This window comes from Bilophila sp. T19-St14, from assembly GCF_059728385.1.
Window position 1 is genome coordinate 520,499 of sequence record NZ_BAAGFT010000002.1, and the last position, 16,158, is coordinate 536,656.

Sequence of the window (16,158 nt, forward strand, 5' to 3'; positions counted from 1 at the left end):
CAGTCTGTATTATTTCTTCAGATTGGGAGGCTTTTTCATGAGTAACCGCAGGACACAGACCATGGACGGCAACACCGCTGCCGCCTATATCTCCTATCCTTTCACGGAAGTTGCTGCCATTTTTCCCATCACCCCCTCTTCTCCCATGGCGGAACTCACAGATGCGTGGGCGGCTCAGGGCAAGAAAAACCTTTTCGGAGCCCCTGTGCGCGTGGTCGAGATGCAGTCCGAAGGCGGCGCGGCAGGAGCTCTGCACGGCTCCCTGCAAGGCGGCGCTCTCACCACCACCTACACGGCCTCGCAGGGGCTCCTGCTGATGATCCCCAACATGTACAAGATAGCCGGTGAACTCCTGCCCGCAGTCTTCCATGTGAGCGCGCGCTCCCTCGCCTCCAACTCCCTGAGCATCTTCGGCGACCATCAGGACGTGATGGCCACCCGCCAGACCGGCTTCGCCATGCTGGCCTCCAGCTCCGTGCAGGACGTCATGAACCTCGGTGCCGTGGCCCACCTTTCCGCCATTGAGGCGCGCCTGCCCTTCATCCACTTCTTCGACGGGTTCCGTACCTCCCACGAAATCCAGAAGATCGAGCTCCTTGAGCAGGAAGAACTTGCCGACATGCTCGACTGGGAAGCCGTGGAAGCTTTCCGCCACCGCGCCCTGAACCCCGACCATCCTCAGCTGCGCGGCATGACCCACAACCCCGACGTGTTCTTCCAGCTGCGTGAAGCGGTGAACCCCTTCGTGGACGCCCTGCCCGCCATCGTCCGGAAGTACATGGACAAAATCAACGCCATCACCGGCAAGGGCTACGACTTCTTCAACTATTACGGCCATCCCGAAGCGGAACGCCTCATCATCGTCATGGGCTCCGGTGCCTCCGTGGTGGAAGAAACCATCGACGAGCTCATGCGCCGCGGCGAGAAGGTCGGTATGGTCAACGTGCGCCTGTACCGCCCCTTCCTGCCGGAAAAGCTACTGGAAGCCGTCCCCGCCTCCGTAAAGCGCATCGCCGTGCTCGACCGCACCAAGGAGCCCGGCGCCTGCGACCCCCTGTGCCTCGACGTGCGCAACGCCTATGCCTCCAAAGCCGATGCCCCCGCGATATATGCCGGTCGTTACGGTCTCGCCTCCAAGGACTTCACCCCCGCTCAGGTCCTTGCTGTCTTCGATAATCTGGCCGCCGGACACCCCCGCGACAACTTCACCGTGGGCATCATCGACGACGTGACCCACACATCCCTCGAAGTGAAAGACTTCCACGTGGTGGCCGAAGGCCAGACCGCCTGCAAGTTCTGGGGCTTCGGTTCCGACGGTACCGTTGGCGCGAACAAGCTGGCCGTGAAGATCATCGGCGACCATACCGACATGTATTCTCAGGCCTATTTCGCCTACGACTCCCGCAAGTCCGGCGGCGTCACCATATCGCACCTGCGTTTCGGCAGCCAGCCCATCCGCTCTTCCTATCTCATCGACTATGCCGACTTCATCGCCTGCCACAACCAGTCCTATGTGGACAAGTACGACCTTCTGCGGGGCATCAAGGAAGGCGGCGTCTTCCTGCTGAACTGCATGTGGAAGGACGGGGATCTGGAAAAGCATCTGCCGGCTTCCCTGCGCCGCACCATCGCCCGCAAGAAGATCCGCTTCTACACGCTCAACGCCGTGGATATCGCCATGAACCTCGGCCTCGGCGGACGCATCAACATGCTCATGCAGGCCGCCTTCTTCAAGCTGGCCGGCATCATCCCTCTCGATGACGCCGTCGCCTACCTGAACGAAGCCATCGTCAAGACCTACGGCAGGAAGGGCCATAGCGTCGTCGACATGAACCAGGAAGCCGTGCGTCAGGGCATCGCCATGCTGCACGAAGTGGCCGTGCCCGCTGCATGGGCCGACGCCGCGGAAGACGCCCCCGCCTCCTGTGACGAACGCCCCGACTTTGTCCGCAACATCGTGGACGTGATGAACCGTCAGGAAGGCGACGAGCTGCCCGTGAGCGCCTTCCTCGGTTATGAAGACGGCACGTGGCCTGTAGGCATCACGGCCTTTGAAAAGCGCGGTGCCGCCATCATGGTACCCGTGTGGGATGCCGAAAAGTGCATCCAGTGCAACAAGTGCGCCTTCGCCTGCCCTCATGCCGCCATTCGCCCGCGCCTGCTCAGTGCCGAAGAAGCCGTCGCCGCGCCAGCTTCCATCGAGCATCGTCCCTGCCGTATCCAGAAGGGCTTTGAGTTCCACATGGCCATTTCCGTCCTTGACTGCACCGGCTGCGGAGTGTGCGTGGGCCAGTGTCCGGCCAAGGAAAAGGCCCTGACCATGACCAAACTGGAGAACGTGATGCCCGAGGGCGCCCGGAAGTGGGACTACGCTGAAAAGAACATCACCTACAAGAAGCCCGCTCAGGGTAAGCTCAACGTGGCCAACAGCCAGTATCTGCGCCCGCTCAACGAATTCTCCGGAGCTTGCGCCGGCTGCGGCGAAACGCCCTATGCCAAGCTCGTCACCCAACTCTTCGGCGACCGCATGATGCTCTCCAACTCCGCCGGCTGTTCCACGGTGTGGGCCGCCGGTGCCCCCTCCGTGTCCTACACCACCGACGAGAACGGCCACGGCCCGGCGTGGGGCTTCTCGCTCTTTGAAGACAACGCCGAATACGGCTTCGGCATGTTCCTCGGGGTTGCACAGATCCGCGCCACCCTCGCCTTGAAGATGAAGGCTCTGTTGGAGGGCAACGACATCAGCGCCGCTCTCCGTTCCGCTATGGAAAGATGGCTGAGAGACAAGGACCTCGGCGAAGGCACCCGCGAAAGGGCCGCCGCCCTCACAGCCGCCCTCGACGAAGCTCTGGCGGAAAAGGATAACGCCGAGCTCAAGGCCCTCCGCGAGAAGAGCGACTTTTTCGTCAAGCGTTCGCACTGGATCTTCGGCGGCGACGGCTGGGCCTACGATATCGGCTACGGCGGGCTCGACCACGTGCTGGCCAGCGGCGAGGACATCAACGTCCTCGTCTTCGACACCGAGGTCTATTCCAACACCGGCGGCCAGTCTTCCAAGGCCACGCCTACCGGTGCGGTGGCGCAGTTCGCCGCCAACGGCAAGATGAACCGCAAGAAGGATCTGGGCCTCATGGCCATGAGCTACGGCAACGTGTACGTGGCGCAGATCGCCATGGGCGCCAGTCAGGAACAGACCCTCAAGGCCATCTCCGAAGCGGAAGCCTATCCCGGCCCTTCCCTCATCATCGCCTACTCCCCATGCCTGAACCACGGCATCAAGGGCGGCCTCGGCAACAGCCAGATGCAGGCCAAGCGTGCTGTGGAAGCCGGCTACTGGTCGCTGTACCATTATGATCCCCGCCGTATCGGACAGGGCGAGAATCCGTTCGTGCTTGATTCCAAGGAGCCTTCCAACGACTTCAAGGAATTCCTGCTGTCCGAAGTGCGCTATTCCTCCCTCAAGCGCCAGTTCCCTGAACGTGCGGAGATGCTGTACGAAAAGGCCGAAGCAGATGCTAAAGCCCGCCGCAGCAACTACACGCGTCTCGCCAACAAGTAAGCAGGACGCATAATATCAGGAAGACGCTGGAGGAATTTCTCCGGCGTCTTTTTTCGCGCCAATCCGGTCGAGGGCTCTTTGCGAATACTCATCTAGATGCTGGAGATCATTTCAAAACGTTTTTGAGCAGGATCGTGATATAATCCAACTGAATAAAAGATGCATCATGCAGAACCGTTCAAAAGGAGTCGCCAAACGACGAAAGTTGTTCAGCTAAGCGAAAAACCGTTCCACCTTCCAGCGATTCATAGACAGATCGCCCTGAAAAGACCTTGGCCACCTCCCTTCTTTGGGCTTTTTTTCGTTCAGGGATACTGTGCTGTATGCCCACATGGACAGAGATACTGACGACACAAGTGGCTGTCCCCCTTGCCTGCTGTAAGCCCCACGGACGTCAGCCACAAACAACCTGTCTGGATGCTTCCCACAACCGCGACAGCGCGAGAACATCGTGGCATCGCCCGTCGGAAAGCGTTCCGCCAGCGGCAACGCGCGTTACTCGGTGACCCCATTCAAGGAGCCGAAACGAATCTCCCGCCGGAGGCATACGCGGCCTTCCGGCGCTGCACCGCCGCCCTTGATCCGCACGCCATTGCTGACGCCTGCCGAAACCTGCTTGAAAAAGCATGTGCCTCCATCCGCCCCTTCATGGCCGTTACCGTGTGGGCGGCATCCGCCAGCCGTTTGAACCCCCTAGCCCCATCTTGCCGGGCTCCAGACCCAAGCCTGACGCCCTGCCGCCGGATATGGTTACATTTTTGTGAAACATACCGGCCCATCTTTCGCCCAAGCCCTTACCCCCGAAAAATTGATTGACAACCCAAACAGCTCGCGCGTATCTAACGCGGAGATGCAGGAGCTATCCATGATCCTTTCCGCCACGCTGCGCACCCTCTTTTCCGCCGATGCCGAAGGGCATTTCGGTTTTTATTACTTTATGCGGAAAAGCGGCTCGCTCCGCGCCTGACGGTATGGATCAAGCGCAGAAGCGAAGGCCGCGGGCAAACAGTCCGCGGCTTTTTTATTACAAGAATGGAAACCGCCTCCCTCCCCAAAGGGAAAGGGCTTAGGCGGCAGAGGCGGAACGTGCCGGAGGGAGTGAAGGGGGCGGGGGACATCTCCCGCAGGACGGCACAAAAGCCGGAAAACGGATTCGCGGAATTGGACAACAGCGGAACGCCCCGGCCAACCGCCGGGGCACAGCACAGACGAAGGGGAAACATGAACGGCAGCGATGCAAGGGAACAGGCCGTCAACGCGGCTCACGTGCACGCCGTGGAGCAAGCCGCGGCACAGGCACTGGTAGAGGAAAAAGAGAGCGAATCACGCTTCCGGCACTACAGCAGCGGCCCGTGGGCGGCGGCCATCTCCATGCTGGCGGTGGCCTTCTCGCTGTTCCAAATATACGCGTCCACGTTTTCGGCCTTCGACGCCATGACCCTGCGCTCGTGGCACATCATTTTCCTGCTGGTGCTCTCCTTCCTCATGTATCCGGCATGGAAGGGCGAGCGCCGCAACCGTACCCGCCCCACCCCATTCGATGCCCTGTGTATTGCGGCGGGGCTGTTCTCATTCGGCTACCTCATCGTCAATTATACGGAAATCACCCTGCGCGGCGGCTACTTCCTGCCCGCCGACTACCTCGTGGCCTCAGTCGGCGTGCTCATCTGCTTTGAAATGGCCCGGCGCGTGGTCGGCAACCTTGCGGCGCTGGCGGGCGTGTTTTTCCTCTACAACTTCGTCGGGGAATGGATTCCCGGCGCATTCGGGCATACGGGATTTTCATGGGATCGCGTCGTCGAGCACATGTTCTGGGGCAGCCAAGGGCTCCTCGGCGTGGGCGTGGGCGTATCCGCCACCTATATTTTCCTGTTCGTGCTCTTCGGGGCATTCCTGAAATACAGCGGGTTCAGCGATTTCATCAATGATCTCGCGCTGACCCTCGTGGGCCGCACGGCCGGCGGGCCCGCCAAGGTTTCCGTGGTCGCCAGCGCGCTCATGGGCATGATCAACGGCAGCGCCCTCGCCAACGTCGCTACCACCGGAGCGATCACCATCCCGCTCATGAAAAAGACCGGGTACAAGCCCGAATTTGCCGCAGCCGTCGAAGCGGTCGCCTCCACCGGGGGGCAGTTCGCACCACCCATCATGGGCGCTGTTGGCTTCATCATGGCCGAATTCCTCGGCGTCCCCTACACCAAGGTCATGCTTGCGGCGGCCATCCCTGCCTTCCTCTATTACCTTACGCTGCTCATGGCGGTGCATTTCGAGGCGCGCAAGCTCGGACTCAAAGGGCTCTCCCCGGAACACATCCCGGCGGCCGGCAAAGTCCTGCGCGAGCGCGGGCACCTGTTCATCCCGCTGATCGTGCTGCTCTGGCTGATGTTTGACGGCTACACCCCCCTGTTCGCGGCGGCGGCCTCCATCTTCGCCACCGTCGGGGCCACATGGCTGCCTTCCCTCATCGGATTGCTGCGGACGAAAACCGCCCGCACCGCCGCTTTCATCCTGCTGCTTGCCGCCCTCGGAGGCCTGGCCCTCTCTGGGTTCCTCAGCCTTGGCGCGGCAATCCTCACGGCCCTGTGCGCGCTCGCTTCCGCGTGGTGTTCGGATCGGTACCGCATGACCCCCCGCTTGGTGATCCAGGCGCTCGACGAAGGCGCACGCGGCGCGGTGGGCGTGGGCGCGGCCTGCGTGATCATCGGCGTCATCATCGGCACGGTGTCCCTCACAGGGCTCGGCCTGACCTTTGGATATGAAGTGCTCAAATACGTGGGCGAAGGCCAGCTCTACCTCGGCGGCCTGTTCGTCATGATCATGAGCACCATCCTCGGCATGGGCGTGCCCGGCGTGGCGGCCTATGTCATCGTAGCGGCGGTGGCTGTCCCGGTGCTCACGGGAGTGGGGGTGATGCCGATGGCGGCGCATATGTTCTGCCTGTTCTACGCCTGCCTTTCCAACATCACGCCGCCGGTCGCCATGTCGTCCTACGTGGCGGCGGGCATTGCGCATTCGGATCAGACCCGTACGTCCCTCATTGCTGTAAAGCTGGGCCTGACGGGGTTCATCCTGCCCTTCTTTTTCCTGAACAACCCCCTCCTGCTGTACAGCTCGGCCAACCCGGCCCTGGCGACGCTGTGGGCGTTCGCCACGGCCTGCCTAGGCGTGAGCGCGCTGGCCGCCGGGCTGCAAGGCTGGCTGTTCGGGCCCTGTAATTACGTCATGCGCGGCCTGCTGCTTGTGGCGGCCTTTCTCGCCATCGATCCCGGCCTCAAGACCGATCTCGCCGCGTTCGCCCTGTGCGCCGTGGCAGGTGTGTGGAGTTGGAAGGCGAGAGGGAAGGGGTAGGGATTAGCGGGAATTGGAGGGGGAAGGAGGCCCTTTCTTGGAGAAAGGGCCTCCTTCCCCCTCCAAACCTCCCCCATCCTCCCCAAAGACTTTCGACTGGTGGGGAGGCAACACGGAGGAAGTCCCTGTCGCCTCATGGGGAAGCCGGAACGGAAAACCTGCCGGATGAAGGTATCGGCGGGGACGGAAAAATGAGGGAAAGAGCCCGGCGGCGCGGAACCCTTCATGTGGAGAGGAGCCGAATCTTTGCGGATATTTCGGCAACGAATGCAGCATGTAAAAGACTGGTGGAGAGGCGGCACGGAGGAAGTCCCTGTCGCTTCATGGGGAAGCCGGAACGGAAAGTCTGCCGGATGAAGGTATCGGCGGGGACGAAAAAATGAGGGAAAAAGCCCGGCGGTGCGGAACCCTTCATGTGGAGAGGAGCCGGGACCTTACGAATATTCCGGTAACGAATGCAGCATGTAAAACATTAGTGGGGAGGCGGCACGGAGGAAGTCCCTGTCGCTTCATGGGAAAGCCGGAACGGAAAGCCTGCCGGATGAAGGTATCGGTGGGGACGGGAAAATGAGGGAAAAAGCCCGACGGCGCGGAACCCTTCATGTGGAGAGGAGCCGGGGCGCTGCGGATATTCCGGCAACGAATGCAACATATAAAACGAGGAGAACGTCATGAAAACATGGTCCATGCTTTTGGCTGCGGCGGCGTGCGCGTGCATACTGGCCTCGCCCCTTCAGGCTGCGGAACGGAAAAAGGTCAACATCAGCTTTCCCACGGCGGCGACGACCGGGGCATTATATCCCCTCGGCGCGGGTATCGCCAATTTGTGGAATACCAAGCTCGGCTATGTGAATGCGCGGGTGCAGGCCTCCAACGGCGGCATTCAGAACCTCAACCTGCTCAAAGCCGGGAACGCGCAGGTTTCGTTCGCCGTATCGAGCATTACCTACGAGGCGCTCAACGGCGAGCGCGGGTTCAAAGGCCGTGCCTATAAGGATGTCCGCGTGCTGGCGGGGCTGTACTACAACCCGAACCAGGTCGTAGCCCGCGCCGACAGCGGCGTAGCTTCGCTGGCGGACTTCAAGGGCAAAAGTTTCGCGCCGGGGGCGGCGGGCGGTACGACCGAAGTGGAATCCCGCATCCACTTCACCGAAGCGGGGCTCAAGTATCCTGACGAGATCAAAGCCCATTTCGTGGGCTTCACCGAATCCATCGACCTGATGCGCAACAAACAGCTTGACGGCGTATGGATCATGGCCGGGATGCCCACCGCCGCCGTCACGGAAATGTGCTCCACCGCCGACGGCAAGCTCGTGGGCATGGACGACGAACTGATCGCCAAGGTACAGTCGAAGTATCCTTGGTACTCCAAATTCACCATCCCGGCGGGCACCTATGACGGACAGGCCGAACCCGTCCAGACCACGGCCGTCAAAATGCTCCTCCTCACCGATGCCTCCATGCCCGACGATGTGGTGTATGATCTTGCCAAAACCTTCTGGGAAAACCTTGATTCTCTCGGTAAGGCCCACGCCGTCATAAAAACCGTCACCAAGGAAATGGCCGTCAGCGATCTTTCCGGCATCCCCCTCCATCCCGGCGCTGAAAAGTACTACCGCGAAATCGGGCTGCTGAAGTAAAAGGCTGTCATAGACCCGTCCGCGCGGGTTTTCCCCTGATGATTCCCGACGCGCCGACTCCCGCAAGGCCATAGACCCGTCCACGCAGGTTTTCCCCGGCGAAGACCGCGCTGCGGGGAATGGAATCGAAACGGTAATGCGGCGTGGGGAAAAATCCAGAGGACCCCGCGCTAGGGGGAATGAAAAAACATTCCGGCACGCTGAAAATGGTTGATGCTTTTCCCTTGAAGTCCCAAAGGAATAACCAGAAGGCTGTGTTCAATTTTACGGTTGATGATTTTTTCAATGAAAATCAATAGATAAAAGCTCGTTCCACGTCTGGTGATGTGGGCCTCTCTCATTTTTTGTTCATTACATGAAATCCAGTTTTGAAGAATTGTTGCGAGACCTCCAAATAATTTCCAAAGAACTCTTCCTTTCCAGTTGGAATCTTGTATCAGCCACAAACTTAAACACAGCCAACCAGAATAACCAGCCAAATGCTTTAGCTAAGAATTCCGCCAAGGGGAAAACTGGATGAAGAGGCCGTATTTTCATCATGTTGTGAAGATGAAACAACCACGCCATGACAGAGCCAAGTAAAAAACATCCGCATGTTCCGGGAGCTGCCTTCCGTATCCGCGCCATCCCTGTTCTTCGCATACCAACACGAAATGGGGCCTCCAAACGGATAACGAACAAAAGCAACTGCCCAAGACACAAAAAACAGGGAAAGGAAAGCCCCGCCGTGCTCCCGGCACGAACGGAAATGTGGCGATAGAAAGGGAAACCTTTCCCAAAGGCTCTGTTATAGCATGTGGTTGTTTCATCTCCACAGTGCGGTGAAAAATGGAGCTTTTTTCCAGTTTTCCCCTTGGCGGGATCCACGGCTAAGGCATTTTGCCGGTTATCCCTTTGGAGTTTCAAGGAAAAAAGCATCAACCGTTTTCTATAACACTGCCTTCCCCAAAATCAAAACCACCCGCATAGCGGGTGTTTTCTTGTTTCGGATACTTCGTATCCACAACAGGCTGAAGCCCACAAACCAAGAGAGGCCGCCCGATCCAAGGGATCGGGCGGCCTCTCTTGCTGACCTTCAAAACGGCTTTCCTCATATCCCTCATTCCTCATATCCCCCAATGGTGCGCCAAACCCAAATGTCCCACCCTGCCCCAATACGGGAAAGCAAGGGAAAAACACCATGAGGGATTCAATAAAGAGGAAAAGTTTAGAGGGATGAGGGGAGGGGGTTCGGGGGAGGGGGGAAGGGAACCTTTTTAAAGGTTCCCTTCCCCCCTCCCCCGTTTCCGGGTTTCCCGTCCCGTTCCGTTACGCTCCGCGTGCGGCAAGCTCACGCTTGAGGGCGCGGGCGAGCTGATCGGGGCAGGACGTGGGCTTGCTGCCGCACCGGATGCCTTCAAGCCGGGAAATGACGGCTTCGGCGGGAAGCCCTTCAACAAGGCGGGAGACGGCTTCAAGGTTGCCGGGACAGCCGCCCGCGAAACGGACGCCGGTCACGCGGCCGTCATCGGTAATATCATACTGGAGCGCGCTCGAACACACGCCCATAAGAGGAGCAATAGCCATGAAAACAAATCCTTATCATCAGAATGTGACCAGAAAGCGGGAACCGCGGGCCCCGCAGTCCCAAACGGAAAGCCCCGCAGCAAAAGCCCAGAAAACGCCGGGGCAAGACCTCGCTGCGGAAAAGGCTGGGGCGTGCTAATCATCACGCCCATCGTCGCAGCGCCCATCCCGGAAACGGGAATCCCCCGGCATACGCGACGAATCGGAATCCTGTCCGATCCCCCCGCCGTCCCAGCGGAATCCGTATTGCCGCGGCTGCACGATGCGCCCAAACGAATGCCCGACACTGTCCACGGACTTGACCAGGTCGTCAAGGTTCTCCAGCGCTTCCGAAGCATCTTCCAGCGGTTCGGCGGCGTGGGCCGGGTACGCGCACAGGACGCCGAGGACGGCCAGAGCGGGAAACCATTTTACAAACACGGTAAACTCCTTGTTCGGTTGCATGGCACAGAGAGCGCCGGGCAACAGTATACCCCAAAACGGGCAGAGGGAAAACAGGGCTGAACAAAATATTCTTCACCAACAAGGACAGTATGATAGAAATGAACGGCATATGAATGAAGCCGAAGCGGAAACGGAGGTGGGGCACATGCTGGAACCGTGGGCATAAGGCTGGATACGTATGGATGAAAGCCGGGAAACCGTCCCGGCGGAAAACAGGCACAATGCGCGGGTGACGGTGCGGAAAGAAGGCAGCATTGCGTAACACGCCAAGATTGATAAAGGAACATGAAAAACGCACCGGATAGCACTCTTGACCCAAAATCGATTTTGCGTGAACACGGAATGGACGTCCTTACGCATGACATGACACGAGGTACGCTATGGCCCATCATTATTCCAATTCCCTGTATGACCGCCTTGCGGATCGGCTGAACCAGTTCCCGCAGGGCGCGCCGCTTTCCGACAGCCTCTTCGCCATTCTGAAAATCCTCTTTTCCGAAAAGGAAGCCGGGCTGGTGGCGCAGTTGCCCATCAAACCCTTCACCGTAGACCGCGCCGCCGCTATCTGGAAGCTCGACAAGGCCACCGCCCAGAATATGCTGGAAGACCTCGCGGGGCGGGCCATGCTGCTCGACATGGAGCAAAACGGCCGGCAGATGTTCTGTCTGCCCCCGCCGATGGCCGGGTTCTTTGAATTTTCCATGATGCGCGTGCGCGGCGACGTCAACCAGAAGGCGCTGGCGGAACTGTATTACCAATATCTCAACGTCGAAGAGGATTTCGTCAAGGCGCTGTTCGTCGAGAACGGAACCCCGCTTGGGCGCATCTTCGTACAGGAAGCCGCGCTCCCGCAGGACGGCAAGCTGGAAGTCCTCGACTATGAGCGCGCTTCGCACATCATCAAGACAGCCTCGCACATCGGCATCAGCATGTGCTACTGCCGCCATAAAATGCAGCACCTTGGGCGGGCGTGCGACGCCCCGATGGATATCTGCATGACATTCAACACCTCGGCCCGATCGCTCATCAAATACGGCCACGCCCGGCAGGTGGACGCCGCCGAATGCCTTGATCTGCTCGCCGTGGCGCAGGGGCACAACCTCGTCCAGTTTGGCGAAAACACCCGTGAAGGCGTGAACTTCATCTGCAACTGCTGCGGGTGCTGCTGTGAGGCGTTGCTGGCGGTCAAGCGCTTCGCCATCGCCCGAACCATCCATTCCAACTTCATCGCCCGCGCCGGGAACGGCTGCCGGGGGTGCGGCAAGTGTGAAAAAATCTGTCCGGTCAATGCCATCCATATGGAAGACGGCCCGGCGGGCAAACGCTTCGCTTTCGTCGATCCCGATCGCTGCATCGGGTGCGGCGTGTGCGTGCGTTCCTGTGCCTTCGGCCAGCTTATGCTCGAAGCCCGGCCCGAACGCGCCATTACCCCCCTCAATACCGTAAACCGCGTGGTCGCCATGGCCGCCGAACGGGGGATGATCAAGGAACTTCTCGAAGACAACGACGCGATGGGCAACCATCGGATCATGGCGGCGGTCATCGGGGCGATCATGAAGCTTCCCGGCGCACCAAGGGCGCTCGCCGTGGCGCAGCTCAAATCCCGCTATCTGGAAAACCTCATCGGCAGGATGGGATAGCGGAACATCCAAAAGGCCGGCGGGCGGCGTTTTGCCCCCGCCGGCTTTTTTGCCTGATCAGGCAAGGCGATGGGGCAGCCTGCCCCATCGGGCGGAAGCCGCCCGTTCCCCACGGGGTGCGGCTTTTCCGGCAATCCCGATACACTTTGTTACATTCCGCTGCATTCGGCACATCCTTATGAAACACTTTACGGGTAGTTTCGCTTTCACAGGGCAACGAGCCCTAAAGGAGCAACTACCATGTTGAAGCATACTTCTTTGATCGTCGCCGGGGCCCTCGTCCTCGGAATGGGAATTTCCACCGTTTCCTTCGCTGAAATGCCCTCCCTGGACAGCCAATCCTACACGCGGCCCGGCTCCATCATCAATACCAGCAGCGATACCGACAAACTCGCGCCCGATCCGCAGACCGGGAAACGGCCCGGCATCCTCGACTGGGAAGGCATGGGGGCCGACGTATCGAAGCATCCCGACAAGCCCGGACACGATCCCATGAACTGCGGCATCTGCCGATAGCCCTTTCCGGCGGGGAAAGCCGCCCGCCGGGAAAGCCCCGCATCCCTTCGGCCGTAACGGGCCTCCCCAAGGGGGGACGCGGGGCGCCCGTTTTCGGGAAGCCGCCGCGTTCCCGGTTCCGCCCAAAGGGAACCTTTTCTTTTACCAGCAAATGGAGCATGCTCGGATCGCCCCGGACGAGGCCATCCGGCGACAGGGCCGCCGTTGGCGGGCCGGAAGGCCCGGCGGGATGGGAGGTGATCCGTGCCAGAACAAACACGCCTTCTCGTCGTTGACGACGATGCCGACATCCGCGAGCTGCTCTCCGCCTACCTTGCCCGTTACGACATGGCCGTCGAAACCGCGGCGGACGGCGCGGGGCTTTTCGAGAAGCTCGATCATGCCCGCTTCGATCTCATTATCCTCGACATCATGCTGCCCGGAGAAGACGGCCTCAGCCTGTGCCGCCGCCTTCGGGGGGCGTCGTCGATCCCGGTCATTTTCCTGACGGCGCTGGACAGCTCCACGGATCGGGTCGTCGGGCTTGAGCTCGGCGCGGACGACTATGTGGTCAAACCGTTCGATCCCCGCGAACTGCTCGCCCGCATCCGAACCGTCCTCCGCCGTGCTTCCGACAAAGGGCAGGCCCCGGCGCAGTCCGACATACGCCGTTTCGCCGGATGGACCCTCAACGTCCGTTCCCGCGAACTCTCGCAGGGCGACGAGCGGATTGCCCTCAGCGACGCGATGTACCGGCTGTTGCTCGTGTTCCTTGACGAGCCGTTCGCCGTATTGAGCCGCGAATACCTGCTGCGGCAGACGCAGGGACGCGACGCCGACGTATTCGATCGCAGCGTCGACATACAGGTGAGCCGCCTGCGCGGGGTGCTCAAGGACACGGGCACGTCCAAAATCATCAAGACGGTACGCGGCGGCGGGTATATGCTTTCCGTTGATGTGGAGCACGGCGCATGAACCTTGACCGCCTGCTTCCGAAGACTTCCTTCGGACGCTTCTTCCTGATCAACGTAATCAGCCTTGCCCTGTTTTGGCTGCTTATCCAGCCCATAGCCAACTACTGGCGCAATCAGGCCCTGCTCCGCATAGTGGCTTCAAACGAAAGCCGCCTCTTCCTTACCCATATCCGCCTGCTGGACAAACTGCCTGCGGTTGCCGAGCGCAACGGGCTGTTCAATCCGAATGACGACGTATTCTCGATCCGGGTCTCGTATTTGCCGCCGGACGTGCCGCAGGACGGCTCGAAGTTCTCGCGGAGCCTGCGGAAGCGCCTTGAACAGGCGTTCAAGCAGGAAAACATCCGGTACACGGATCTCCTGACCCGGATCGTGGTGTCGCATGCACCGATCACCGCCATGAGCAGTGAAGAGAAATACGGCGATCTCGAAATGTTTTTGACGCACCGCTATGCACAGGCCGAAATCGCCCTGCGCAGGCCCGACGGGATCTGGATTTACGCCAAGCACCAGACAGAACTCATGCCGCGGAACCGGCTGTGGCTGAATACGGCGGCGCTGGCGATGGAATTCCTGCTGGTCATGGGCGGGGTGGCCTTGGCGCTGAACTGGCTGCTGCGGCCCTTGCGCAAGCTGGTGGCGGCAACAGACCGTTTCGGCAGGACGCAGAAGATCTCGCCGCTGCGGACGGATTCCGGGCCTGTGGAAGTACGCGAGGCCGCTTCCGCATTCAACAGGATGTTTTCGAGCATTCAACGATCATTCGAGGAACGGGAACGCTTCCTGACGTCGTTTTCGCACGATCTGCGTACCCCGCTGACCCGGCTGCGGCTGCGGCTCGAACAGGTGGCGCAGGACGATCTGCGGGAAAAGCTGTGCGCCGACGTGGACGATTTGACCGATACGCTGAACCGCACGGTTACGTTTTTGCGGAGCGCGCGGAGCATTGAAGACATCCGGCAGCCGATTGCGGTGATGCCGCTGTTGGAAGCCCTGGTAGAAGACAGACAGGGCATCGGGGAGCGGGTAACGCTGCGCGGGAACACGGCCGCCGTGCTCCAAAGCTGGAGCCGTTTGCGGAGCGCCTTTGAAAATGTCGTGGACAACGCGCTGCGCTATGGGGACTGCGCCGACATTGAGATCCATCACGAAAGGGACTCCGAAGGCCGGGAGTGGCTGTATATCGATTTCCTGGACAACGGGCCGGGCATCCCCGAAGAAAAGCTTGAGTTCGTATTGGAACCCTACGTGCGTCTGGAGACGTCGCGCAACCGGAAAACAGGCGGGCATGGGCTTGGGCTGTCCATCGTGCGCAATCTCGTGGAGGCGAGCGGAGGCAAGGTGCTGCTCATGAACCGCCCGGAAGGGGGGCTTCTGGTCAGGATGCTGTTCCCGCTCTGACCCTGCCAATCCGCCCGAAAAGGAATGTGGAGCAAGGGCAGGCCCGCGCGCCCGCCTTCCGGCCCTTCCGTTTTCCCTCCCAACGGAGTGGAATGGGTTCGGGATTCCTGAGCGTTTGCCGCGGGCAATCAGGTTTAATACGGTGCCCCTGCCTGCCGCTCCTTTTCCATGCCGCCTACAGCCGCATCAGGACAGGCGCCGGCTCCTTTCTTTTTGGCTCCGCCATAGCATATGGTTGCTTTATCTCCACAATATGCTGAAAATATACTTTTTCTCCAGTTTTTCCGGCGATAGATTCCACGATTGGGGCATATGATTGGACGTATCAGGAATACGCCGCACGCCTGCCGATGGACACCGTGCCTAGGGCATTTTATCAGTTATTCCTTTGTGATTTCAGGAAATAAAGCATCAAGCGTCCTCTATGGCACAGCCTTCTTCTTTGAAACGTATGACCTTCCGGGAACAGCGCCATCGCCCCGGCTGGGCCGTCTGGGTGTCCCTAACCCCGCAAGGTCACGCCCCCACAGCATCAAGGCTATGGGAACACGGAACCCAGCGATTTCTTGACCGCCGGGGCCACAGGCGGGAGCGGCTATAGCCAGCCTCGCCCATCAAAAAAACGGCGAAGAGATCGAATCTGCTTGGTCACGCCTTTTCCATGCCCCTGTCATGGCATGTGGTTTTTATCTCCACGGGATGGAAAATACTGACGTTTTCTCCAGTTTTTCCGTCGAAGGGCTCCATGATTGGGACATATTATTGAACACATCAGGAATAGGCCGCACGCCTGCCGATGGACGCCGTGCCTAGGGCATTTTAGCAGTTATTCCTTTGTGATTTCAGGAAATAAAGCATCAAGCGTCCTCTACGGTACAGCCTTTTTCCATACGCCGTGAGCGATGTCCCTGCTGCAACCATACGGAAGACGGCCATGATCTGGCCGTCCGTTTCTCCGGGGAACCTTCCCCCGTAAGGGGATGGAAACGGATAAGCTCAACCACGTCGGCTCAGTGGCCTTCCCACGCAGGGGGATGGAAAACGGGGAGTTTCCGTTGTCCGCCAGCACCAAGAGCGGAGTTCCGCTGAAG

General features: G+C 59.9%; 10 protein-coding genes. 7 read left to right on the forward strand and 3 right to left on the reverse strand.

What is annotated here, in order from left to right:
* The first annotated feature begins 37 nt into the window (after nt 1-37).
* The 3 genes from nifJ (at nt 38) to AC6I1V_RS16800 (ending at nt 8,547) form a co-directional block, all read left to right on the forward strand.
* Nucleotides 38-3,559, forward strand: coding sequence for a pyruvate:ferredoxin (flavodoxin) oxidoreductase (gene nifJ / locus AC6I1V_RS16790; RefSeq protein WP_497737263.1), 3,522 nt, complete (start codon nt 38-40; stop codon nt 3,557-3,559).
* 1,221 nt (nt 3,560-4,780) lie between these two features.
* Complete coding sequence (locus AC6I1V_RS16795; RefSeq protein WP_486853432.1) at nt 4,781-6,907, forward strand: TRAP transporter permease; 2,127 nt, start codon at nt 4,781-4,783, stop codon at nt 6,905-6,907.
* Between the two features lie 671 nt (nt 6,908-7,578).
* Entirely contained in the window at nt 7,579-8,547 is a 969-nt protein-coding gene (locus AC6I1V_RS16800) for a TAXI family TRAP transporter solute-binding subunit (RefSeq protein WP_486853431.1), read from the forward strand.
* A gap of 351 nt (nt 8,548-8,898) precedes the next feature.
* Here AC6I1V_RS16800 and AC6I1V_RS16805 read toward each other — a convergent pair whose 3' ends face one another.
* The 3 genes from AC6I1V_RS16805 to AC6I1V_RS16815 all read right to left on the reverse strand — a co-directional run bounded on the left by AC6I1V_RS16805 (nt 8,899) and on the right by AC6I1V_RS16815 (nt 10,533).
* Complete coding sequence (locus AC6I1V_RS16805; RefSeq protein WP_497737264.1) at nt 8,899-9,465, reverse strand: hypothetical protein; 567 nt, start codon at nt 9,463-9,465, stop codon at nt 8,899-8,901.
* A gap of 390 nt (nt 9,466-9,855) precedes the next feature.
* On the reverse strand, nt 9,856-10,113 hold the full coding sequence (locus tag AC6I1V_RS16810; protein WP_302554372.1) for a TIGR03905 family TSCPD domain-containing protein: 258 nt from the start codon (nt 10,111-10,113) through the stop codon (nt 9,856-9,858).
* A 135-nt stretch (nt 10,114-10,248) separates the two neighbouring features.
* Nucleotides 10,249-10,533, reverse strand: coding sequence for a hypothetical protein (locus tag AC6I1V_RS16815; RefSeq protein ID WP_302554373.1), 285 nt, complete (start codon nt 10,531-10,533; stop codon nt 10,249-10,251).
* A gap of 404 nt (nt 10,534-10,937) precedes the next feature.
* Between AC6I1V_RS16815 and AC6I1V_RS16820 the strand changes: the two genes are divergently transcribed.
* The 4 genes from AC6I1V_RS16820 to AC6I1V_RS16835 all read left to right on the forward strand — a co-directional run bounded on the left by AC6I1V_RS16820 (nt 10,938) and on the right by AC6I1V_RS16835 (nt 15,067).
* Entirely contained in the window at nt 10,938-12,197 is a 1,260-nt protein-coding gene (locus AC6I1V_RS16820; RefSeq protein WP_302554374.1) for a 4Fe-4S dicluster domain-containing protein, read from the forward strand.
* Nucleotides 12,198-12,437: 240 nt separating this feature from the next.
* On the forward strand, nt 12,438-12,713 hold the full coding sequence (locus tag AC6I1V_RS16825) for a histone (protein ID WP_308772087.1): 276 nt from the start codon (nt 12,438-12,440) through the stop codon (nt 12,711-12,713).
* 243 nt (nt 12,714-12,956) lie between these two features.
* Complete coding sequence (locus tag AC6I1V_RS16830; protein ID WP_486851089.1) at nt 12,957-13,667, forward strand: response regulator; 711 nt, start codon at nt 12,957-12,959, stop codon at nt 13,665-13,667.
* Entirely contained in the window at nt 13,664-15,067 is a 1,404-nt protein-coding gene (locus AC6I1V_RS16835; RefSeq protein WP_486854940.1) for an ATP-binding protein, read from the forward strand. The genes AC6I1V_RS16830 and AC6I1V_RS16835 overlap by 4 nt, the downstream gene beginning before the upstream one ends.
* Nucleotides 15,068-16,158: the final 1,091 nt, after the last annotated feature.

Excerpts from the sequence above, each read along its gene's own strand:
- nifJ (WP_497737263.1), top strand. The coding sequence starts at position 38 with ATGAGTAACCGCAGGACACAGACCATGGACGGCAACACCGCTGCCGCC.
- AC6I1V_RS16795 (WP_486853432.1), top strand. The coding sequence starts at position 4,781 with ATGAACGGCAGCGATGCAAGGGAACAGGCCGTCAACGCGGCTCACGTG.
- AC6I1V_RS16800 (WP_486853431.1), top strand. The coding sequence starts at position 7,579 with ATGAAAACATGGTCCATGCTTTTGGCTGCGGCGGCGTGCGCGTGCATA.
- AC6I1V_RS16805 (WP_497737264.1), bottom strand. The coding sequence starts at position 9,465 with ATGCTTTTTTCCTTGAAACTCCAAAGGGATAACCGGCAAAATGCCTTA.
- AC6I1V_RS16810 (WP_302554372.1), bottom strand. The coding sequence starts at position 10,113 with ATGGCTATTGCTCCTCTTATGGGCGTGTGTTCGAGCGCGCTCCAGTAT.
- AC6I1V_RS16820 (WP_302554374.1), top strand. The coding sequence starts at position 10,938 with ATGGCCCATCATTATTCCAATTCCCTGTATGACCGCCTTGCGGATCGG.
- AC6I1V_RS16825 (WP_308772087.1), top strand. The coding sequence starts at position 12,438 with ATGTTGAAGCATACTTCTTTGATCGTCGCCGGGGCCCTCGTCCTCGGA.
- AC6I1V_RS16835 (WP_486854940.1), top strand. The coding sequence starts at position 13,664 with ATGAACCTTGACCGCCTGCTTCCGAAGACTTCCTTCGGACGCTTCTTC.